Consider the following 20,322-nt stretch of genomic DNA (forward strand, 5'->3'; position numbering starts at 1 on the left):
ATCTGAAGGAGTTGTGCCATGCAGGACTGGCAGCGTTCGGTGATCTACCAGATTTATCCGAAGAGTTTTCATAGCCACGCCGGCAACCCGACCGGGGATCTGCTGGGGATTGTCGCCAAGCTCGACTATCTGCACTGGCTGGGCGTCGACTGTCTGTGGATCACGCCGTTCCTGCGTTCGCCGCAGCGCGACAACGGCTACGACATCAGCGATTACTACGCCATCGATCCGAGCTACGGCAGCATGGCCGACTGCGAACTGCTGATTGCCGAAGCGGACAAGCGCGGGATCAAGCTGATGCTCGACATCGTGGTCAACCATACTTCGATCGAACACGTCTGGTTTCAGCAGGCGCGCAGCAGCCTCGACAATCCTTATCGTGATTTCTATATCTGGCGCGATCAGCCGAACAATTGGGAGTCGAAGTTCGGCGGATCTGCCTGGGAGTACGAGGCGCAGACCGGTCAGTACTACCTGCACCTGTTCGACCACACTCAGGCCGACCTGAACTGGGACAACCCGCAGGTGCGCGCCGAAGTCTTCAAAATGATGCAGTTCTGGCGCGACAAGGGTGTCGGCGGTTTCCGCCTGGACGTGATCAATCTGATCTCCAAGCCCGAAGACTTTCCCGAAGATGACAGCGATGGCCGACGCTTCTATACCGACGGGCCGAACGTGCATGCGTACTTGCAGCAGATGCACCGTGAAGTCTTCGAAGGCTACGACCTGATCAACGTCGGCGAGATGTCATCGACCAGCCTCGAACACTGCATTCGCTATTCGAATCCGCAGTCGAAAGAGCTGTCGATGACCTTCAACTTTCATCATTTGAAAGTCGATTATCCGAACCTGCAGAAGTGGGTGCGCGCCGACTTCGATTTCCTCCAGCTCAAGCGCATCCTCTCCGACTGGCAGACCGGCATGCAGGCCGGCGGCGGCTGGAACGCGCTGTTCTGGTGTAACCACGATCAACCGCGGGTGGTCTCGCGTTTTGGTCATGAGGGCGAGTTTCGCGAGCTGTCGGCGAAAATGCTCGGCACCGCGCTGCACTTTCTGCAGGGCACGCCGTTCGTGTATCAGGGTGAAGAGCTGGGCATGACCAATCCGGGGTTCGAGTCGATCGAGCATTACCGCGACGTCGAGACCCTGAACATCTTCCGCCTCAAGCGCGAGGCGGGAAGCAGCGACGCCGACAATATGGCGGCGATCATGCAGAAATCCCGCGATAACGGGCGCACGCCGATGCACTGGGACGCGACGCCGAACGCCGGTTTCAGCGTTGCCGAACCGTGGATCGGTGTGCCGGCCAATGCCGCGCAGATCAACGTCGCGCGGCAGCTGGATGATCCGGATTCAGTGCTGCACCACTACCGCACGCTGATCGCACTGCGGCGCAGCGAGCCATTGATCACCGACGGGCTGTACCGGCAGTTATTGCCCGAGCATCCGCAAGTCTGGGTGTATCTACGTGAGGGCGACGCCGAGCGCTTGCTGGTGGTGAACAACTTCTACTCCGCGGCGTGTGAAATCGAATTGCCCGCAAGCGTGATCAGCGAATCGATGCGCCAGCGAACCTTGATCAGCAATTACTCGGACGCCATGCCGCGCACTCGCCGGCTGACGTTGCGACCTTACGAGTCGTTCGTTGTGCACCTGATCGATCCCTGATTCTTAACCCGTAAACCACGTTTGACAAAAACACGCAGAACACTGCGCGGGGGAGCTTTGCGCGCTGAATTTCTGCAAACACACAATAAAAAAATGGGATGGCTTATGAAAACAACAATAAAGCGCAGCCTTGCAGTGACAGGTGTTTGCCTGGCGTTACCAGCGTCGACACATGCGCTGGAGTTTGGCGGTTACTTGCGCAGCGGTGTCGGTACGTCGGTCAACAGCAGCAGCCAGTCGTGCTTTCAGTTGCCCGGCGCGCAGACCAAATATCGCTTGGGCAACGAATGTGAACAATACGGCGAACTGGAGCTGCGTCAGGATCTGTACACCCTTGAGGACGGTTCAGTGCTGAGCGTCGACGGCATGGCTTCGCTGTACAACCGCTACGACCGCAAACCCACATTCAAAGACCACACCGGTTCGATCCGTTTGCCCCAGGCCTACGCCCAATGGTCGGCGATGCCCGCGCTCAATGGCGGTTCGTTGTGGGCCGGGCGCCGTTACTACAAGCGTAACGATATCCACATTTCCGACTTCTACTACTGGAACCAGAGCGCCACCGGCGGCGGCATCGAAGACGTATTGATCGGCGATCTGAAGTACAGCTACGCGTTCTCGCGCAAAGACAATCTCTACCAGAAGGACTACATCAATCGCCACGATTTCAACGTGGGTGGCTTCAACAGCAACCCCGGCGGCGAACTGGAATTCGGTCTGAGCTACATCGACAAACCCGACAGCCGCGACGCCCATCGCGGCTGGGCGATTACCACGCAACATGTGCAGAGCGGATTTTTCGGCGGCAAGAACAAACTGGCCCTGCAATACGGCGAAGGGCCCGGCACCGGGTTGGGCTATACCGGGGACGTCGGACTCGACGACAGCAATAAAAGCTATCGCATTGTCGAGTTTTTCGACTGGCAACTGACGCCGCGTTTCGGCGGACAAATCGCAGCGGTGTATCAAAAAGACATTCGTGCAAACGGCGCCGATCAGAACTGGCTATCGTTGGGCGTGCGCCCGGCCTATGCGCTCACCGAGCAGTTCAAACTGGTCACCGAACTGGGCCACGATCAGGTCGATGCACCAGGCGGTACGCGCAAACTGAGCAAATTCACCGTGGCCCCAACCTGGTCGCCGAAAGGTCCGGCCTTCTGGGCGCGGCCTGAAGTGCGGTTGTATTACACCTACGCGACGTGGAACGAGGCGGCAAAGCGCGCGGCCAATCAACTGGCGAAAGGCACGGCACTGTCCGACAGCGGCGCCTTCGGCAATGCCCGGCACGGTGCGAATGTCGGATTGCAGGTCGAATACTGGTGGAAATAAGCGATGCTGACGGGAGCATCGCGCCCCGTCGGTACTTCAATACGAACATTGCAGGTGACGTCATGGCCACACCCCAACCCTTACAACTGCTGGCGCCGCTGTCCGGCGTGCTGATGGCGCTGGACCGGGTGCCCGATCCGGTGTTTTCCGGTCGGGTGATCGGCGACGGTCTGTGCATCGACCCGACCTCGTCGACCCTGTGCGCACCACTGGCCGGCGTGGTCAGCAACGTGCAGGCCAGCGGGCATGCCGTGAGCATCACCGACGAACACGGCGTGCAGGTATTGCTGCACATCGGCCTGGATACGGTGAACCTCGCCGGGCAGGGTTTCACCCGTCTGGTCGAAGAAGGGCAAGAGGTCGCTGCCGGACAGGCGCTGATCGAGTTCGATGCCGACTACATCGCCCGTCACGCCCGCAGCCTGCTGACCTTGATGCTGGTGGTCAGCGGCGAGCCGTTCCACTGGCTGGCCGAGCCGAGCGGACGGGTCGAACGCGGCCAGCCGCTGCTGGAACTTGCAGGCGGGCAAACATCCAGCGAGACGCCAGACGCGACAAAAGGCCAGACGCTGTTTTCGCCAGCGCTGATCTTGCCCAACCGCAATGGCCTGCACGCGCGCCCGGCTGCGGTGTTCGCCCAGGCAGCCAAAGCGTTTACCGCAACCATTCATCTGCATAAACAACAAGCGCAGGCCAACGGCAAATCGCTGGTGGCGCTGATGGCGTTGCAGACTGCGTTTGGCGACAGCGTGCAGATCAGTGCGGCGGGCGACGATGCGCAAGCGGCCATCGACACGCTGGCCCGCTTGTTGACCGAGGGCTGCGGTGAACCGGTGACAGCGCAGGCGCCCGTCGTGATCGCCACCGACGAGCCGCTGACGCTGTTGCGCGGGGTGTGCGCGTCTCCCGGCTCGGCGTTGGGCAATGTGGTCCAGATCAGCGAGCCGAGCTTCGACATCGACGAATTCGGCGGCGATGCCGATAGCGAACGTGAAGCGCTCGCCCACGCCTTGATCGAAGCGGATCTGGCCTTGCAGCATCTGCGCGATACCGCCGCAGGCGAGGCTGAAGCGGAGATCTTCAAGGCCCATCAGGAACTGCTCGAAGACCCCGGCCTGCTCGATCAGGCCGCGGCGTTGATCGACACCGGCAAAAGTGCGGCCTTCGCCTGGCGTACGGCAACCGAAACCACTGCAGCGATGTTCCGCCAGCTCGGCAACGCGCTGTTGGTAGAGCGCGCGGCGGACCTGAGCGATGTTGGGCAACGCGTACTCAAGCGCCTGCTGGGCATCGACGAGCAGACGCTGGACCTGCCGCAAGGCAGCATTCTGATCGCCGACCAACTGACCCCGTCGCAAACCGCTCGCATCGATACCAGCAAAGTGCTCGGTTTCGCCACGGTCGGCGGCGGCGCGACCAGCCATGTGGCGATTCTGGCCCGGGCGTGCGGCTTGCCGTCGATCTGCGGCGTGCCGGTGCAAATGCTTGCCTTGCGCAACGGCACCGAGGTTTTGCTCGATGCCGACAAGGGTGAACTGCAGGTGCAGCCGGACGCGGCGACGATCGAGCAATGGCAGGCGCGCCACGCGCAACAACGGCAACGACATGCCCATGATCTGGAGCACGCTGCGCTGGCGGCCTGCACTCGCGATGGGCATCACGTCGAGGTGTCAGCCAACGTCGCCTCACTGGCAGAAACCGAGCAGGCCATGGCCATGGGCGGCGCCGGTGTCGGGCTGCTGCGTTCGGAGTTTTTATATCTGGGCCGCAACCATGCGCCGAGCCATGACGAGCAGGTCGCCACTTACAATGCCATCGCCCGTTGTGTCGGGCCTGAGCACAATCTGGTGGTGCGCACCCTTGACGTCGGCGGCGACAAACCGCTGGCCTACGTGCCGATGGAAAGTGAAAGCAATCCGTTTCTCGGTCTGCGCGGCATTCGCTTGTGCCTGGAGCGCCCGCATTTATTGCGTGAGCAGTTGCGCGCCATGCTCGGCTGCTGCGCACTGACGCGCCTGCACATCATGCTGCCGATGGTCACGCAATTGGCGGAGCTGCGTCTGGCCCGGCAGATGCTTGAAGAAGAAGCGTTGGCGCTGGGCCTCACCGAAAGGCCGAAACTGGGGATCATGATCGAAGTACCGGCGGCGGCGCTGATGGCCGACCTGTTCGCGCCGTTGGTGGATTTTTTCTCGATCGGCACCAACGACCTGACCCAGTACACCCTGGCCATGGATCGCGACCATCCGCGTCTGGCCAGTCAGGCCGACAGCTTTCATCCCTCGGTGCTGCGCCTGATTGCCATGACGGTCAAGGCTGCGCACGCCCACGGCAAATGGGTCGGGGTGTGTGGCGCGATGGCGTCCGAGCGGCTGGCGGTGCCGCTGTTGTTGGGCCTGGGTGTGGACGAGTTGTCAGTGAGCGTGCCGATGATTGCTCCGATCAAGGCCACCGTGCGCGAACTGGCGCTGGCCGACTGTCAGGTCGTCGCCAAACAGGTGCTTGGCCTGGAAAGCGCCGGGCAAGTGCGCGAGGCGTTGCGGCTGTTTCACGAAGCGAGCGTCGAAACCGCGCACGTTATGGAGAACTGAAGATGTTCGATCAACTGCAAAAAGCCTTCTGGAAAGCCCTGACCCCCGATCTGGTGCCAGATGCACCGAACGTGCAAGCCACGCCGGACGACGGGTTGAGCGCTGCCATCGTTGCCGCGTTGGGCGGTGTGGATAACCTCCTATCGCAGCAGCCGGTGGCGTTGACGCGGGTGCGGGTGACGTTGCGCGATGTGTCGCGGCTGGATGAACAGGCCTTGAGCGATGCTGGCGTTGCGGGCGTGATGCCCCTTAAAAACGGCGTGGTGCACCTGATTACCGGGCTGCGCGCTTAGCCTGCAACTGATGTGCGGCGGCGGGTCGCCCTTACTGTTTCTCAACCGCAGGTGTATCGTATTCGCCTTTTGCGGGCCCTCGGGGCCTGTCGCTGATACGTGAGGTAGTTGAGTTCATGTCCTTTACCCGTCGCCAAATCCTCGGTGGCCTGGCCGGTCTTGTTGTCGTTGGCGTGGGGGCGGGGGGCGCATCGCGTTACTGGCTCGGCAAAATGGCCGACGCCGAGGCGGGCCACGACTATGAACTGATCGCCGCGCCGCTGGACGTCGAACTGGTGCCGGGGCACAAGACCGAAGCCTGGGCGTTCGGGCCGTCGGCGCCGGGTACCGAACTGCGCGTACGTCAGGGTGAATGGTTGCGGGTGCGCTTCATCAACCACTTGCCGGTGGCGACCACGATTCACTGGCACGGCATTCGTTTGCCGCTGGAAATGGACGGCGTGCCCTATGTGTCGCAATTGCCGGTGCTGCCGGGTGAATACTTCGATTACAAATTCCGCGTACCGGATGCCGGCAGTTATTGGTATCACCCGCACGTCAGCAGCAGCGAAGAACTCGGTCGCGGGCTGGTCGGGCCGCTGATCGTCGAAGAACGCGAGCCGACCGGTTTCCAATACGAAAAGACCTTGAGCCTGAAAAACTGGCACATCGACGAGCAAGGCAATTTCGTCGACTTCAGCATTCCTCGCGAAGCCGCGCGGGGCGGTACAGCGGGGCGTTTATCGACGATCAATGGCGTGCCGTTGCCGGTGATCGATTTGCCGGCCGGGCAGATCACCCGCGTGCGGTTGCTCAACCTCGACAACACCCTGACGTATCGAATCAATATTCCCGGCGTCGAAGCGAAAATCTACGCGCTGGACGGCAACCCGGTCGAACCACGGCCGCTGGGCAAGGAATACTGGCTCGGCCCGGGCATGCGCATTTGCCTGGCGATCAAGGCGCCGGCGGCGGGCGAGGAACTGTCGCTGCGTAACGGGCCGGTGCGTCTGGGTACGCTACGATCGGTGGCCAATAGCGATGCGCCGACGGACTGGCCCAAAGCCCTTCCGGCCAACCCGGTGGCCGAGCCGGACCTAGCCAATGCCGAGAAACTCAACTTCAATTTCGAGTGGGTCGGTTCGGTGTCGGTCAATGTCGACAACGGCAAACCGCCGAGCCTGTGGCAAATCAATGGCAAGGCCTGGGACATCACTGACAAGACTTGCGCTGATCGACCGATTGCTAGCCTCAAGCTGGGCCAGAGCTACATCTTCGAATTGAAGAACATGACCCAGTACCAGCACCCGATCCACCTGCACGGCATGAGTTTCAAGGTCATTGCGTCGAACCGGCACCAGGTCATTCCGTATTTCACCGACACCTACCTGCTGGGCAAGAACGAGCGCGCGCAAGTAGCGCTGGTGGCCGATAATCCGGGGGTGTGGATGTTCCACTGCCATGTGATCGACCACATGGAAACCGGCCTGATGGCCGCCATCGAGGTGAAGTGATGCGCCAGATTCGCCCAGCGGCGATTATCGACCGCAGCCGCGACCGCGACTTCATGCACGAAGCCCTGATGCTGGCTGCGCAAGGCGCAGCGCTGGGCGAAGTGCCGGTGGGCGCGGTGCTGGTGCAGAACGGCGAGATCATCGGTCGCGGCTACAACTGCCCGATCAGCGCCAGCGACCCGAGCGCCCATGCAGAAATGGTCGCGATCCGCGCCGCAGCCCAAGCTGTGGATAACTATCGTCTGCCGGGCAGCACCCTGTATGTAACGCTGGAACCGTGCAGCATGTGCGCCGGGCTGATCGTGCATTCACGGGTGGCGCGGGTGGTGTATGGCGCGCTGGAGCCGAAAGCCGGGATCGTGCAGAGCCAGGGACAGTTTTTTACCCAGGGCTTTTTGAATCACCGGGTGTTGTATGAGGGCGGGGTGTTGGCGGAGGAGTGTGGGGCGGTGTTGACCGAGTTCTTTCGCGCCCGCCGCGCGAAACCCACTGAATAAACACAAAACCAAACTGTAGGAGTGAGCCTGCTCGCGATAGCGGTCTAACATTCAACTTTGATGTGACTGTCAGATTGCTATCGCGAGCAGGCTCACTCCTACAGGGGTATGCGGCGTTTGTGAAAGTTACTTCCTGGCCACGATCACCGCCCGCATCGGCGCCGGCAGCCCTTCAACCGTTTTACTGTGATCTTCAGGATCAAGAAAATCGCTCAGCGACTGATACTTCATCCACTCCGTCCCGCGCTGCTCCTCGACCGTGGTGGTGCTGACATCCACGCAACGAATATCGGTGAAACCCGCACGGCGCAGCCACAATTCCAGCGCCGGCACCGACGGCAAAAACCACACGTTACGCATCTGCGCGTAGCGATCTTCGGGCACCAGCACCTGATGCTTGTCGCCCTCGACCACCAGCGTTTCCAGCACCAGTTCGCCGCCCTTGACCAGGCAATCCTTCAGCGCCAGCAAGTGCTCGATCGGCGAGCGGCGGTGATAGAACACGCCCATGGAAAATACCGTGTCGAAGCCTTCGAGATTCGCCGGCAGGTCTTCGAACGGGAACGGCAGGTGCCAGGCGTTCGGCTCGGACAAGTAGCGCTGCACCGCCTGGAACTGGCAGAAGAACAGCCAGTTCGGGTCGACGCCGATCACGCTGTCCGCGCCGGCCCCGAGCATACGCCACATGTAATAACCGTTGCCGCAACCGACATCGAGGATGCGTTTGCCCTTGAGGTCCAGGTGCGGAGCGACGCGTGACCATTTCCAGTCCGAGCGCCATTCGGTGTCGACGTGCACGCCGAACAGATCGAACGGGCCCTTGCGCCACGGCGACAGGCCCATCAGCGCGGTGCGCATCTGCGCGCGGGTTGCGTCATCGCAATCGGTGTCGAGTTTCAGACCGTTGAGCAAATCCACTTCGCTTGGCTGGATCTTCGGCAGGGCGTCCAGCGCACTTTGCCAACGTTCCAGGTCACCGTGACCTTTCTCCATTTTCTTGTCGAGTTGCGCCTGCAGGGTGTTGGCCCATTCGGCCAGCGGTGTACCGGCCAGACGGCGGGCGAGGGGGGACAGATCAATCATGGCAAGGCAATCAACGAGGCAAAGTTAAGACACTGGAACCACGGCACGACTTTCGAGAACCCGGCGGCCAGCAGGCGTTCGCGGTGTTCTTCGAGGCTGTCGGGCTTCATGACGTTTTCGATGGCGCTGCGCTTCTGGGCAATTTCCAGTTCGCTGTAGCCGTTGGCGCGTTTGAAGGCGACGTGCAGGTCGGTGAGCAACGCATGTTCTTCAACATCGTTGAAGCGCAGCTTCTCCGACAGGATCAGCGCGCCGCCCGGCAACAGTGATTGGTGGATGCGCGACAGCAAAGCGGTGCGCTGATCGGGGGCGATGAACTGCAGGGTGAAGTTCAACGCCACCACCGAAGCGGGCTGGAAGTCGAGGGCGAGAATGTCGCCTTCGATGACTTCGACCGGAAGCAACTCCTGGAACATCGAATCCTGACCGTTGAGGTATTCGCGGCAGCGCTCGACCATCGCTGCCGAGTTATCCACAGCAATCACCCGACAGCCGTCGGTGCGCACGTGACGACGCAGGGCCTGAGTCACGGCACCCAGTGACGAGCCAAGATCGTAGAGTACGCTGTTGGGTTGGGCGAATTGCGCGGCGAGCACGCCGAGGTTTTCGACGATGGTCGGATAACCTGGCACCGAGCGCTTGATCATGTCCGGGAACACCCGCACCACGTCTTCGTTGAAAGCGAAGTCAGGCACCTGGGCCAAAGGCTGGGCGAATAGGCGATCGGGTTCTTTGCTCACGGCGGTTTCCGGCGGTGTCGATGGAAAAGGCCGGCATTTTAGCCAAAGTGGCGCGCGGATGCTTGGGTTGCTGATAAAGCACAGTACGGGCGGGTAAACTTCGCCGTCAGGGATATCGCTTTCGCGAGCAGGCTCGCTCCCACAGGGGATCGCGGTGTCCTGTGGGAGATTCTGCTCGCAAGAAACCAGCGCGGTTTCGCGAGTCAGTTCACCGAGATGGCGCAGTCGAAGGTTTCCACTGGCAGCACTTCCGGCGCCCACGGTTGTTGCGAAGTCAGGCGCAAACGCCCGGTGCCGGCGGCGAAGGCTTGAAAGCGCCAGGTCGAAACGCCTGCGGAGCCGACCACGCCGGCATCTTCCGGGTTGCTGTAAACCTCGGGGCTGAGTGCACGCAATACGCCGCCGGCGGAATCCTGGATGGCCCAGCGATAGCCGGTGGTTGGGTTGCTTGGCAGCATGACGATAAGGTTCTGTCCGGTGGTCAGCCGCACGGGGCATTCGCTTTGTTTTTCCACGGTCACGTTGTGTTTTGGCTGCGTGGCACAGGCGGCCAGCAGAGAGAGAGCGAGGGGGAGAAACAGGCGAGTGGCGGACATGGGGTCAGTGGCTCCGGCGGTTACGACGAACGGCGAGCATAACTGAAGATGAGGCGATGTGTGACAGTGCCGAGCCCTCACCCTAGCCCTCTCCCAGGGGGAGAGGGGACTGACCGAGGTGTCTTGTGTCATACATCGACCTGAAAGATCGAGTCGATTATGGATTCAGCGATGAAATTTCAGGTCGGCGTAGTTCAGCAATATCCCACGGTCGGCTCCCTCTCCTGGGGGAGAGGGCTGGGGTGAGGGGCTACGCGCTACCGGTCAGAACAAAACCTTCGCCACATCGGCAAACCGCTTGGCGAAATGCACGGTTATCCCTTCTTTCAGATAATCCGGCAGTTCCTCAAAGTTGCCGCGGTTGGCTTCCGGCAGGATCAATTCGAAGAGCTTCTGCCGCCGCGCCGCAATCACCTTCTCGCGCACCCCGCCAATCGGCAGCACATGCCCGGTCAACGTCAGTTCACCGGTCATCGCCACGCCCTTTTTCGGTGGCTGATTACGTGCCAGCGAAAGCAACGCACTGGCCATGGTCACGCCGGCGCTCGGGCCGTCCTTCGGCGTGGCGCCTTCCGGTACGTGCAAATGGACGAAGGCTTCGTCGAAGAACTTCGCATCGCCGCCAAACTGCTTCAGATGGGAGCTGACGTAGCTGTAGGCGATCTCCGCTGACTCTTTCATCACATCGCCCAGCTGCCCGGTGAGCTTGAAGCCGCGGTTGAGCGTGTGGATGCGCGTGGCTTCGATCGGTAATGTGGCGCCGCCCATGCTGGTCCAGGCCAGACCGGTGATCACGCCGGTGCCGGACAGCACTTGTTCGTTGCGGAACACCGGATGGCCCAGTGACGCTTCGAGGTCTTTCGGGCCGAGTTTGATCACCGCTTTTGGATCGTCGATCAGCTTCATCACCGCTTTGCGCACCAGTTTGCCCATCTGTTTTTCCAGCTGGCGCACCCCGGCTTCACGGGCGTAACCGTCGATCAAGGCCTTGAGGGCGCTGTCGCTGATGCTCAGGCTGCCCTTGGATACGCCGGCCTTTTCCAGCAGTTTCGGCCACAGGTGACGCTTGGCGATGGCGACTTTTTCTTCGGTGATGTAGCCCGACAGGCGAATCACTTCCATCCGGTCCAGCAGCGGGCCGGGGATCGAATCCAGTGTATTGGCGGTGCAGACGAACAGGACTTTCGACAGGTCCATGCGCAGGTCGAGGTAATGGTCGAGAAATTCGACGTTCTGCTCCGGGTCGAGGGTTTCCAGCAGCGCCGAAGCCGGGTCGCCCTGGTAGCTCTGGCCCATCTTGTCGATCTCGTCGAGCATGATCACCGGGTTCATCACTTCGACGTCTTTCAGCGCCTGCACCAGTTTGCCCGGCTGGGCGCCGATGTACGTGCGGCGGTGGCCCTTGATCTCGGCTTCGTCGCGCATGCCGCCGAGGCTGAAGCGATAGAACGGCCGGCCGAGGGATTCGGCGATCGACTTGCCGACGCTGGTCTTGCCCACGCCCGGCGGGCCGACCAGCAGCACGATGGAGCCGCTGATCTCGCCTTTGTAGGCACCGACGGCGAGAAATTCGAGGATGCGATCCTTGATGTCGTCCAGCCCGGCGTGGTGCTTGTCGAGGATTTTACGGGCGTGCTTCAGGTCGAGTTTGTCCTCGCCGTACACGCCCCACGGCACCGAAGTGGCCCAGTCGAGGTAGTTGCGGGTGACCGCGTATTCCGGCGAGCCGGTTTCCAGAATCGACAGTTTGTGGGTTTCTTCTTCCAGACGCTTTTGCACCTGAGCCGGCAGGACTTTGCCTTCCAGGCGTTGTTCGAACTGTTCGAGGTCGGCGCTGCGGTCGTCTTTGGTCAGGCCGAGTTCCTGCTGGATAACCTTGAGCTGTTCCTTGAGGAAGAACTGGCGCTGATGTTCGCCGATCTTGCGGTTAACCTCGGCGGAAATCTCTTTCTGCAGGCGCGCGACTTCGACTTCCTTGCGCAGCATCGGCAGGACTTTTTCCATGCGCTTGAGCATTGGCACGCAGTCGAGCACGCCTTGCAGCTCGGCTCCGGTGGCCGAGGTCAGGGCAGCAGCGAAGTCGGTCAGCGGCGACGGATCGTTGGGGCTGAAGCGGTTGAGGTAGTTCTTCAGCTCTTCGCTGTACAGCGGGTTGAGCGGCAGCAGTTCCTTGATCGCGTTGATCAGCGCCATGCCATAGGCCTTGACCTCGTCGGTCGGCTCGGTCGGCTGGTGCGGGTATTCGACCTCCACCAGATACGGTGGGCGATGGTGTTTGAGCCAGGTCTTGATGCGCACGCGGTTCAGGCCCTGAGCGACGAACTGCAGTTTGCCGTTCTCGCGGCTGGCGTGGTGGACTTTGACCAGGGTGCCGTACTCGGGCAGCGCGCCGGTGTCGAAGTGGCGCGGGTCTTCCTGGGGGGTGTCCATGAAGAACAGGGCCAGCGAGTGGTGTTCGGATTTGCTGACCAGTTCGAGGGTTTCGGCCCAGGGTTCTTCGTTGACGATGACCGGCAAAACCTGCGCCGGGAAGAACGGGCGGTTGTGGATCGGGATGATGTAGACCTTGTCCGGCAGGTTCTGGCCGGGCAGGGCGAGGCCTGTGCCGGAGCTGGTGTGTTCGATGTGCTCGGCTTCGCTGTAGTCGTCGGGGTTGTCCGGGAGTTCCTGCTGGTCGGTCATGGGGCACCTGCGCAATGGAGTATGGGGTCTTAGATGGGGCAGGGGGTGGGTGGTTTCAATGGGGGGTGGTGTTTCTGCTTGTGTTCAGGGTTTTGACAGGGGGTTGGCCTTGGCGGCCTCTGGGCCGACCAGGTTTTGGTTGGTTTGGGGGCATATCCGTTTTTTCGGGGGGGCGGCCGGCGGTTTCGCCCTTACGGCGAGGCACTTTTTCCAGACGCCGAAAAAGTACCCAAAAAGGCTTTGCTCCTGCGTTCGGCCCCCGCAGGCTCGGGTCCCTTCGCTCCGGAATCGATCCGGGCGCAGCGGCTACGGTTTGCTTCGCTGCACCTACTTCCGCTGTGTACGACTTCGTCGTACGGTCGCTGCGCTCCCACGCCCGGATCGATCCCTGCGCTCAGCCTTCCGATGTCGCTGGTTAGGCAAGATCAAGATCAAGAGCACTCGAGCTGGCGCTCATTGTTGAGTGGTTAGAAGCAGTTGTTCGGCTTGGGATTTGTGGTGTGGCTGCCCCTCACCCCAGCCCTCTCCCCTAGGAGAGGGAGCCGATTTGGGTTGGCTTCGAATGTGGAGTACGACTTGGTATCGCAAGTCGGCGTAACTCTCACATTCACCCCGATCAGTCCCCTCTCCCTCCGGGAGAGGGCTAGGGTGAGGGGCTTTTTAAAATGTGTGTTCGACTCGGTTTTCACGTCGACGTAGCTCTCGCATCCACCCCGGTCAGTCCCCTCTCCCTCCGGGAGAGGGTTAGGGTGAGGGGCTTTTTAAAATGTGTATTCGACTCGGTTTTCACGTCGGCGTACCTCTCACATCCACCCCGATCAGTCCCCTCTCCCTCCGAGAGAGGGCTAGGGTGAGGGGCTTTTTAAAATGTGTATTCGACTCGGTTTTCACATCGGCGTACCTCTCACATCCACCCCGATCAGTCCCCTCTCCCTCCGGGAGAGGGCTAGGGTGAGGGGCTTTTTAAAATGTGTGTTCGACTCGGTTTTCACGTCGGCGTACCTCTCACATCCACCCCGATCAGTCCCCTCTCCCTCCGAGAGAGGGCTAGGGTGAGGGGCTTTTTAAAATGTGTGTTCGACTCGGTTTTCACGTCGACGTAGCCCTCGCATCCACCCCGGTCAGTCCCCTCTCCCTCCGGGAGAGGGTTAGGGTGAGGGGCTTTTTAAAATGTGTATGCGACTCGGTTTTCACGTCGACGTAGCTCTTGCATCCACCCCGATCAGTCCCCTCTCCCTCCGGGAGAGGGTTAGGGTGAGGGGCTTTTCAGCTGGGTGTTGGTGTTTGGTGGATTTCGTGGTTATCCAATACCCGGTTCACGGCCAGTTCCGCCAGCATGATGATCTGCTGGATCGCCAGTATGGTCCGGCGTTGCGGCAGGTCGATGTAGGCGGCGATGTCGCTGGTCATCAGGCTGGCCTGGGCCAGGGATTCGCAGGCGTGGACCAGCAGGCTTTCGCTGTCCTGCTCGGGGGCGACCTGGAACATGGTGCTGGGTTTGTGAAAGCGCAGGGTCAGGGCGTTGGGTTTGAGGTAGTGGTCGAGGGCGCGGTCGGCGGCTTCGTGGAATTTCTTGGAATCGGGGGATTCGTATGGCGAGGTGTCATCGGTTTCTGGCGGATTGGGTGTTGGCTTTTTCATGGTGAATACTCAGTTGGTGAAAGTGGAGCTGCCTTCGATTGCCGCGACGCAATCTGAGGTGGCAGCTGTACGCGGGTTCGCGGACCGATAACTGAGAAATCGGCATACCTCCAACGAAGGTATCCCGCGCACAGCCGCCATGACACAACAACTAGCACCGAGGTGCCGTGAGATTGGCGATTATGCATCAGTTATCGGGCCGCGACGCCCGTTCGCTGAATTTGCAGCGACCCTACGAGCCTATCCAGCCGATTTCCGAGGCACAACCGACGCGATGTGTCGGAAAACTCCCGCTCACAATGTGCTTCTGTAGGACGAACACCGTCCTTTGTAGGAGTGAGCCTGCTCGCGATTGCGGTAAATCATTCACCGAGGATGTTGAATGACATACCGCCATCGCGAGCAGGCTCACTCCTACAGGTTTTGTGGTGGATTCAGAAATGGCGTGCACAAAAAAGGCGATGCCCATTGCGGGACATCGCCTTTTCGTTACCGCGGCTAACGCTTATTCCGGCAGTTTGTACGCAATGATGTAGTCACCCATCTTGGTACCCAGCGAGCCGTGACCGCCGACAACCAGCAGGACGTATTGCTTGCCGTCCTTGCCGGTGTAGGTCATCGGGGTCGCTTGACCACCGGCTGGCAGACGCGATTTCCACAACTCTTTACCGGAGTTGACGTCGTACGCGCGCAGGTACTGGTCGAGGGTGCCGCTGAGGAAGCCGACGCCGCCAGCGGTGACGATCGAGCCGCCCATGCTTGGCACGCCGAGGGTGAAGCCGATCGGGATGGGCGAGCTGTCGCGGCTGGTGCCGTTCTTGCGTTTCCACACGACTTTGCCGGTGGTCAGGTCGATACCGGCGACGTAGCCCCAGGCCGGGGCCTGGCACGGTACGCCGAGTGGCGACATGAACGGGTGCATGATCACGGCGTAAGGCGCGCCGGTGTTCGGCTGCACGCCCGAGGTTTCGCTTTCGCGTTTGCTGCCCGCTTCGACTTGCTCGCGCGGCACCATTTTCGACACGAAGGCCATGTAGTTCGGGCTGGTGAACAGCATCTGGCGAACCGGGTCGACCGAAACGCCACCCCAGTTGAATATGCCGACGTTACCCGGATAGATCAGGCTGCCCTGTTCCGATGGCGGGGTGTATTGGCCTTCGTAACGCAGTTCCTTGAACTGGATGCGGCACAGCATCTGGTCGAATGGGGTCGCGCCCCACATGGCTTTTTCGTTCAGTTCCGGGGCCAGCAGGTTGAGGTCCGAGCGGGCCTGGGTCGGTGCAGTGTGGTCGCCTTTGACAGCGCCTTGCGGGACCGGGATTTCCTGGATCGGGATGATCGGCGTGCCGTCACGACGGTCGAGGACGTACAGGCTGCCCTGTTTGGTCGGGGCGATCAGAGCCGGTTTCACGCCTTCGGCGGTTTTCATGTCGAGCAGGGTTGGCTGGCTGCCCACGTCCATGTCCCACAGGTCGTGGTGGGTGAACTGGTAGTTCCAGCGCACTTTACCGGTGGCCAGATCCAGCGCAACGACGCCAGCGCTGAACTTCTCGGCGCCCGGGGTGCGGTTGCCGCCCCATTGGTCCGGGGTCTGGTTGCCCAGTGGCAGGTAAACCATGCCGAGTTTTTCGTCGACACTGGCCAGCGACCACATGTTCGCCGAGTTGCGGCTGTAGGTTTCGCCCGGGGCCAGAGGCTCGGTGGCGTCTGGCTTGTCGCTGTCCCAGTTCCATACGAGGTGACCGTCGCGCACGTCAAAGGCGCGGATCACGCCGGATGGCTCGTTGGTCGACTCGTTGTCAGTCACGTGACCGCCCATGATCACCAGATCACGGGTAATTGCCGCCGGCGAGGTGGAGTAGTAGCCACCGGCGGTGAACGGTCCGATGCCTTGGGTCAGGTCGACCACGCCGTTGGTGCCGAAGCCTTCGCAGATCTTGCCGGTGTCGGCGTTCAGTGCGATCAGGCGGGCATCCGCGGTTGGCAGGTAGAGGCGACGCGGGCAGGCCTGGGCAACGGCCTGGCCGGCGGCGGAGATGACCGCGGAGCTGGCGTTTTCCGACTTGGCGTAAGCGGCTTCGTCGTAGTACGAAACGCCACGGCATGTCATGTGCGCAAAGCCTTTGAAGCCGACCGGGCTCTTGATCTGCGGGTCGAAGCGCCACAGCTCTTTACCGGTGTCCGGGTCCAGCGCCAGCACTTTGCTGTGCGCGGTGCACGCGTAGATCATGCCGTTGGCTTTGAGCGGGGTGTTTTCGTTGGTCAGCTCGACCGGGTCATCCTTGGTTGGCAGATCGCCGGTCTGGATGCGCCAGGCTTCCTGCAGCTTGCCGACGTTGGCCGGGGTGATCTGCTTGAGCGGCGAGTAACGGTCACCGAATTCGGTGCGACCGTAGGCCTGCCAGTCGCCGTCCGGCATGGCCGGTGCGGTGCTGGTCGTACCGGCGGTTTCGCGGCCCAGTTCGCCAAAGGTTTCGCCCGGATGGGTGAACAGGCTGGCCAAAGCGGTAACGCCGGCCAGGATCACCGCGACGGTCAGACCGCCGGTGCCCATTTTCGCCGGGCCGTTGAGCAGCAGCGGACGGCGGAACCACGGCAGCAACATCACGAAACCGAGGACAAACCACAGCGCCAGACGCGGCACCAGTTGCCACCAGTCCAGACCGACTTCCCACAGCGCCCAGACGGTGCTGGCGAACAGGACGATGGCGTACAGGCCCAGCGCCGCACGACGACGCATCAGCAGCAGAATGCCGCTCAAGGCGATGCCGATACCGGCCAGCAGGTAGTACAGCGAGCCGCCAAGCGTGCTCAGCTTGATTCCCCCGGCCAGCATGGCCAGGCCCATCAGTAGAAGCAGGATGCCGAGCAGGGCGGGTAGCAGCCGCCCCCGGCTCGAAGCACTTTCGGTGCTCATAGTGTGATTCTCCGTGACGTTTATGTAGTCCCGCGCTGTAGTCACTTTAGATGACGATTTGGCGCAGGCATGGTTCAGATAAAAACTTGTTCGGCTAACGAAATGCATTTGTGTAGGAGTGAGCCTGCTCGCGATAGCGGTTTTTCAGTCACTGGAGAGGTCGCCTGGAACACCGCTATCGCGAGCAGGCTCACTCCTACAGGAGCTTGCGTATTCTTTAAAACGACGACTGGATCTTGATCCCGCCGATCAGGGCGTCGTCGACGTCGTTCACGCCACCGGGGTGGCGGATGTATTGCAGGTTCGGGCGTACGGTCAGCCAGTTCGTCACGTGCACGCCGTAGTACAGCTCGGCGCTGTATTCGGTGTCTTGCGGTGGCAAAAAGGACGGATCGTCGTAGTCATACACGGCGTTGGCGCGGTTGCTCGCTTCGGCGTTTTTGCGATAGGCCGGGTTGACGTGTACGCGGGCCAGGGCGAAACCGATGTCGTCCTTGGCGCGCGTGTCGAACGGGCCTTTATAGGTGAGGCCGGCCTGTACGTAGTTGTCGATCGCGTTGGTTTTCTTGTCGTGCATTGTTGCGTTGGCGAACACGCTCAGGCCGCGGCTGTTGTCGCTGGCCACGCTGGTAATCTGCTGTTGAACGCCCAGCCACACGCCGTGTTTGCTCGACGCGCTGCGGTAGGCTTCGCCGCTGAGGGCGGCTGGCCGGTCGTTCTGGTCTTTGTAAACGTCCGACGCCTTGGCGTTGCTGTAGTAGTAGCCGGCGCGGTACTCGCCCGGCAGGCCGTTGAGCTTGGGCGTCCACACCAGTTCGATCGGCAGGATCGCCCCCTGGGTGCCGCTGCCGCTGAGCTTGAAGCCATTGCCGCGATCGAGGTTCGACGGGTTCTGCTCGTAGGCACCGACCTGTGCGTACAGCTCCGGCGTCAGGTGGTATTTGACCCGCAGCGCCCATTGGCTGACCGGCCAGTTGTACCAGATGCCGCCGACCCAGTTGCCGACTTGTGAGCCGCAGAACGCCAGGTTCTGGAAATCGCAGGGGAAGCTGTTGAAGTCTTCGCCTTCGCCAAAACGGCCGACCTTGATGTCGAGTTTCTGATCGAAGAATTTCTGTTGGTACCACATTTGCGTCAGGCGCGTGGTCTGGCCACGGCCCCAGACTTCCTGAGCGGAAGTGAAACCACCGACCCGTGGATCGTTGATGCGGTCGTTGCTGATATTGTTGCCGCTGCGTTTGGTAATGGTCAGCTGAAACTCGGCGGCGTCCCAGCCGAGGATCTTCTGCAGGTCCAGGTGCGTGCCGAGGCCGAACTGGTCGCTGTAACGCGCGGTGCGGTCATGGTCGTAGCCGCCGTGCAGGTTGCTGCCCATTTCGCCGGTGTAGTCGAGTTTGAAGTCGTAGCCTTTTTCCGCGAGTTCGGTGCGCGTGCCGTTCCAGTCACCGAGCATGTACGGTGATTCACTGTCGAACGCGGGCGCCGCTTGCGCGCAAGTGGCGAGGCCCAGCGCAGTGCAGCCGCCAAGGATGCGCAACGTGGAGATAGCGCTGTCTCGGGAGAAGGAAAAATCAGCCATGGATAAGTCTTTTTTTGATGTTTTGGGAGTGCAATTTCGGCGCTTCAAAATGACGCAGGCAGTGAAGCGATTCAGCGGAAGGGCGGCAGGATAATGATCTGTAACAAATTGAGAAAGGGCTTTTGCAGACATGCAGCGTTTCGGATTCGGTAACAGTGCGGCAAACGGGCGCATTGTCGCCCGCTTGCCGGCCTGCGATGTTCTCGGGTTGACCTACATTTACAGTCAGGCCTTTCACCCGATCCCCCCCCTCGGCTAAGGTGCGCGGCTTTACGCATTTTCACTTCGCTCGAAGGCCTGGCATGAACGAACCAACCCCTGATCCGCTGCACGGCGTGACCCTTGAACAGATCCTCAACGCGCTGGTGACCCACTACGAATGGTCGGGCCTGGCCGAGCGGATCGATATCCGTTGTTTCAAGAGCGATCCGAGCATCAAGTCGAGCCTGACATTCCTGCGCAAAACCCCGTGGGCGCGGGAGAAGGTCGAACGTCTTTACGTCAAGCTGATGCGCACCAAGCGACCGCTTTGAGATGGACGCAATCTGGCGTCAGCGCCTGATCACCTGCGCCGCTGTTTTGGGCTGGGCCGGATTGGGCATTCAGCTGTACCTGATCTTCTTCGCCCGTTTGAACGTCGGCGCGAGCCTGCTTGGCGGGCTGGTGAGCTTCTTCAGTTACTTCACGGTACTGACCAATACACTGGTGGCGACGGTGCTGACCTGTGCCGTCACACCGCGTGAATCGGCAGCGCAGCGCTGGTTTCTGCGGCCATGGGTGAGCAGCGGGGTGGCGGTGAGCATCGCCGTGGTCGGCCTCGCTTACAGCATTTTGCTGCGGCATCTGTGGCATCCCGAAGGCTGGCAATTCATCGCTGACGAATTACTCCACGACGTGATGCCGCTGCTGTTTCTCGCGTATTGGTGGTGCTGCGTTCCCAAGGGCACGTTGCGCTTGTGGCATTTGCCGCTGTGGCTGATCTATCCGCTGGTGTATTTCATCTACGCCTTGCTGCGCGGGCATCAGCTCGGCGCGTATGCGTATCCGTTCATTGATGTGGCGGTGCTGGGTTATCCACAGGTGTTTATCAATGCCGGGGGGATATTGGTGGGGTTTGTGGTGATTGGCCTGTTGATCATCGGCGTAGACCGCAAACGGCCCGCACGAAGTTGAGAACCCGTGTGGGAGCGAGCCTGCTCGCGAAAGCGGTGTG

The 20,322-nt window shown here is 61.0% G+C and carries 15 protein-coding genes; 8 read left to right on the forward strand and 7 right to left on the reverse strand.

Annotated features, from left to right (window positions below):
• Positions 1-18: 18 nt before the first annotated feature.
• The 6 genes from treC to tadA all read left to right on the forward strand — a co-directional run bounded on the left by treC (position 19) and on the right by tadA (position 7,871).
• Positions 19-1,668: an alpha,alpha-phosphotrehalase gene (treC, locus tag BLU24_RS07010; RefSeq protein ID WP_093098617.1), complete on the forward strand. Its 1,650-nt coding sequence runs from the start codon at positions 19-21 to the stop codon at positions 1,666-1,668.
• Between the two features lie 105 nt (positions 1,669-1,773).
• The gene (locus BLU24_RS07015; RefSeq protein ID WP_093098620.1) at positions 1,774-2,997 is read left to right on the forward strand and encodes a maltoporin; all 1,224 of its coding nucleotides are present in this window, start codon (positions 1,774-1,776) and stop codon (positions 2,995-2,997) included.
• Positions 2,998-3,059: 62 nt separating this feature from the next.
• Positions 3,060-5,588 carry a phosphoenolpyruvate--protein phosphotransferase gene (gene ptsP / locus BLU24_RS07020; protein WP_093098623.1) on the forward strand — a complete coding sequence of 843 codons (2,529 nt, stop codon included), beginning with the start codon at positions 3,060-3,062 and terminating at the stop codon, positions 5,586-5,588.
• A 2-nt stretch (positions 5,589-5,590) separates the two neighbouring features.
• Complete coding sequence (locus BLU24_RS07025; protein WP_093098626.1) at positions 5,591-5,881, forward strand: PTS transporter subunit EIIB; 291 nt, start codon at positions 5,591-5,593, stop codon at positions 5,879-5,881.
• A gap of 116 nt (positions 5,882-5,997) precedes the next feature.
• Positions 5,998-7,374, forward strand: a complete 1,377-nt coding sequence (locus BLU24_RS07030; protein WP_093098629.1) for a multicopper oxidase family protein — start codon at positions 5,998-6,000, stop codon at positions 7,372-7,374.
• Positions 7,374-7,871, forward strand: coding sequence for a tRNA adenosine(34) deaminase TadA (gene tadA / locus BLU24_RS07035; protein ID WP_093098632.1), 498 nt, complete (start codon positions 7,374-7,376; stop codon positions 7,869-7,871). The genes BLU24_RS07030 and tadA overlap by 1 nt, the downstream gene beginning before the upstream one ends.
• A 126-nt stretch (positions 7,872-7,997) precedes the next feature.
• Here tadA and cmoB read toward each other — a convergent pair whose 3' ends face one another.
• The 7 genes from cmoB to BLU24_RS07070 all read right to left on the reverse strand — a co-directional run bounded on the left by cmoB (position 7,998) and on the right by BLU24_RS07070 (position 19,109).
• Positions 7,998-8,954 carry a tRNA 5-methoxyuridine(34)/uridine 5-oxyacetic acid(34) synthase CmoB gene (cmoB, locus tag BLU24_RS07040; protein ID WP_093098635.1) on the reverse strand — a complete coding sequence of 319 codons (957 nt, stop codon included), beginning with the start codon at positions 8,952-8,954 and terminating at the stop codon, positions 7,998-8,000.
• Positions 8,951-9,694: a carboxy-S-adenosyl-L-methionine synthase CmoA gene (gene cmoA / locus BLU24_RS07045; protein ID WP_093098638.1), complete on the reverse strand. Its 744-nt coding sequence runs from the start codon at positions 9,692-9,694 to the stop codon at positions 8,951-8,953. The genes cmoB and cmoA overlap by 4 nt, the downstream gene beginning before the upstream one ends.
• Before the next feature lie 203 nt (positions 9,695-9,897).
• The gene (locus tag BLU24_RS07050; RefSeq protein WP_093098641.1) at positions 9,898-10,290 is read right to left on the reverse strand and encodes a protease inhibitor I42 family protein; all 393 of its coding nucleotides are present in this window, start codon (positions 10,288-10,290) and stop codon (positions 9,898-9,900) included.
• A 264-nt stretch (positions 10,291-10,554) separates the two neighbouring features.
• Positions 10,555-12,972: an endopeptidase La gene (gene lon / locus BLU24_RS07055; protein WP_093098644.1), complete on the reverse strand. Its 2,418-nt coding sequence runs from the start codon at positions 12,970-12,972 to the stop codon at positions 10,555-10,557.
• A 1,266-nt stretch (positions 12,973-14,238) separates the two neighbouring features.
• Positions 14,239-14,613: a DUF6124 family protein gene (locus tag BLU24_RS07060; protein WP_093098647.1), complete on the reverse strand. Its 375-nt coding sequence runs from the start codon at positions 14,611-14,613 to the stop codon at positions 14,239-14,241.
• Positions 14,614-15,118: 505 nt separating this feature from the next.
• A complete protein-coding gene (locus BLU24_RS07065) occupies positions 15,119-17,530 on the reverse strand; it encodes a glucose/quinate/shikimate family membrane-bound PQQ-dependent dehydrogenase (RefSeq protein WP_093098650.1) in 2,412 nt (803 codons plus the stop codon).
• A 217-nt stretch (positions 17,531-17,747) separates the two neighbouring features.
• The gene (locus BLU24_RS07070) at positions 17,748-19,109 is read right to left on the reverse strand and encodes a carbohydrate porin (RefSeq protein ID WP_093098653.1); all 1,362 of its coding nucleotides are present in this window, start codon (positions 19,107-19,109) and stop codon (positions 17,748-17,750) included.
• 302 nt (positions 19,110-19,411) lie between these two features.
• Between BLU24_RS07070 and BLU24_RS07075 the strand changes: the two genes are divergently transcribed.
• Together BLU24_RS07075 and BLU24_RS07080 are read left to right on the forward strand one after the other, a co-directional pair.
• Positions 19,412-19,642 carry a VF530 family DNA-binding protein gene (locus BLU24_RS07075; protein WP_090285959.1) on the forward strand — a complete coding sequence of 77 codons (231 nt, stop codon included), beginning with the start codon at positions 19,412-19,414 and terminating at the stop codon, positions 19,640-19,642.
• 1 nt (position 19,643) lies between these two features.
• Positions 19,644-20,282 carry a Pr6Pr family membrane protein gene (locus tag BLU24_RS07080; protein ID WP_093098656.1) on the forward strand — a complete coding sequence of 213 codons (639 nt, stop codon included), beginning with the start codon at positions 19,644-19,646 and terminating at the stop codon, positions 20,280-20,282.
• Positions 20,283-20,322: the final 40 nt, after the last annotated feature.

Origin of the sequence: Pseudomonas sp. Z003-0.4C(8344-21), assembly GCF_900104975.1 — a bacterium.
Lineage (GTDB): Bacteria > Pseudomonadota > Gammaproteobacteria > Pseudomonadales > Pseudomonadaceae > Aquipseudomonas > Aquipseudomonas granadensis.

Bases quoted from the DNA above. Each gene is read 5' to 3' on its own strand.
- BLU24_RS07030 (WP_093098629.1), top strand. From the start codon at position 5,998: ATGTCCTTTACCCGTCGCCAAATCCTCGGTGGCCTGGCCGGTCTTGTT.
- BLU24_RS07025 (WP_093098626.1), top strand. From the start codon at position 5,591: ATGTTCGATCAACTGCAAAAAGCCTTCTGGAAAGCCCTGACCCCCGAT.
- BLU24_RS07065 (WP_093098650.1), bottom strand. From the start codon at position 17,530: ATGAGCACCGAAAGTGCTTCGAGCCGGGGGCGGCTGCTACCCGCCCTG.
- BLU24_RS07015 (WP_093098620.1), top strand. From the start codon at position 1,774: ATGAAAACAACAATAAAGCGCAGCCTTGCAGTGACAGGTGTTTGCCTG.
- BLU24_RS07070 (WP_093098653.1), bottom strand. From the start codon at position 19,109: ATGGCTGATTTTTCCTTCTCCCGAGACAGCGCTATCTCCACGTTGCGC.
- BLU24_RS07080 (WP_093098656.1), top strand. From the start codon at position 19,644: ATGGACGCAATCTGGCGTCAGCGCCTGATCACCTGCGCCGCTGTTTTG.
- cmoB (WP_093098635.1), bottom strand. From the start codon at position 8,954: ATGATTGATCTGTCCCCCCTCGCCCGCCGTCTGGCCGGTACACCGCTG.
- BLU24_RS07060 (WP_093098647.1), bottom strand. From the start codon at position 14,613: ATGAAAAAGCCAACACCCAATCCGCCAGAAACCGATGACACCTCGCCA.
- treC (WP_093098617.1), top strand. From the start codon at position 19: ATGCAGGACTGGCAGCGTTCGGTGATCTACCAGATTTATCCGAAGAGT.
- lon (WP_093098644.1), bottom strand. From the start codon at position 12,972: ATGACCGACCAGCAGGAACTCCCGGACAACCCCGACGACTACAGCGAA.
- tadA (WP_093098632.1), top strand. From the start codon at position 7,374: ATGCGCCAGATTCGCCCAGCGGCGATTATCGACCGCAGCCGCGACCGC.
- BLU24_RS07075 (WP_090285959.1), top strand. From the start codon at position 19,412: ATGAACGAACCAACCCCTGATCCGCTGCACGGCGTGACCCTTGAACAG.
- BLU24_RS07050 (WP_093098641.1), bottom strand. From the start codon at position 10,290: ATGTCCGCCACTCGCCTGTTTCTCCCCCTCGCTCTCTCTCTGCTGGCC.
- ptsP (WP_093098623.1), top strand. From the start codon at position 3,060: ATGGCCACACCCCAACCCTTACAACTGCTGGCGCCGCTGTCCGGCGTG.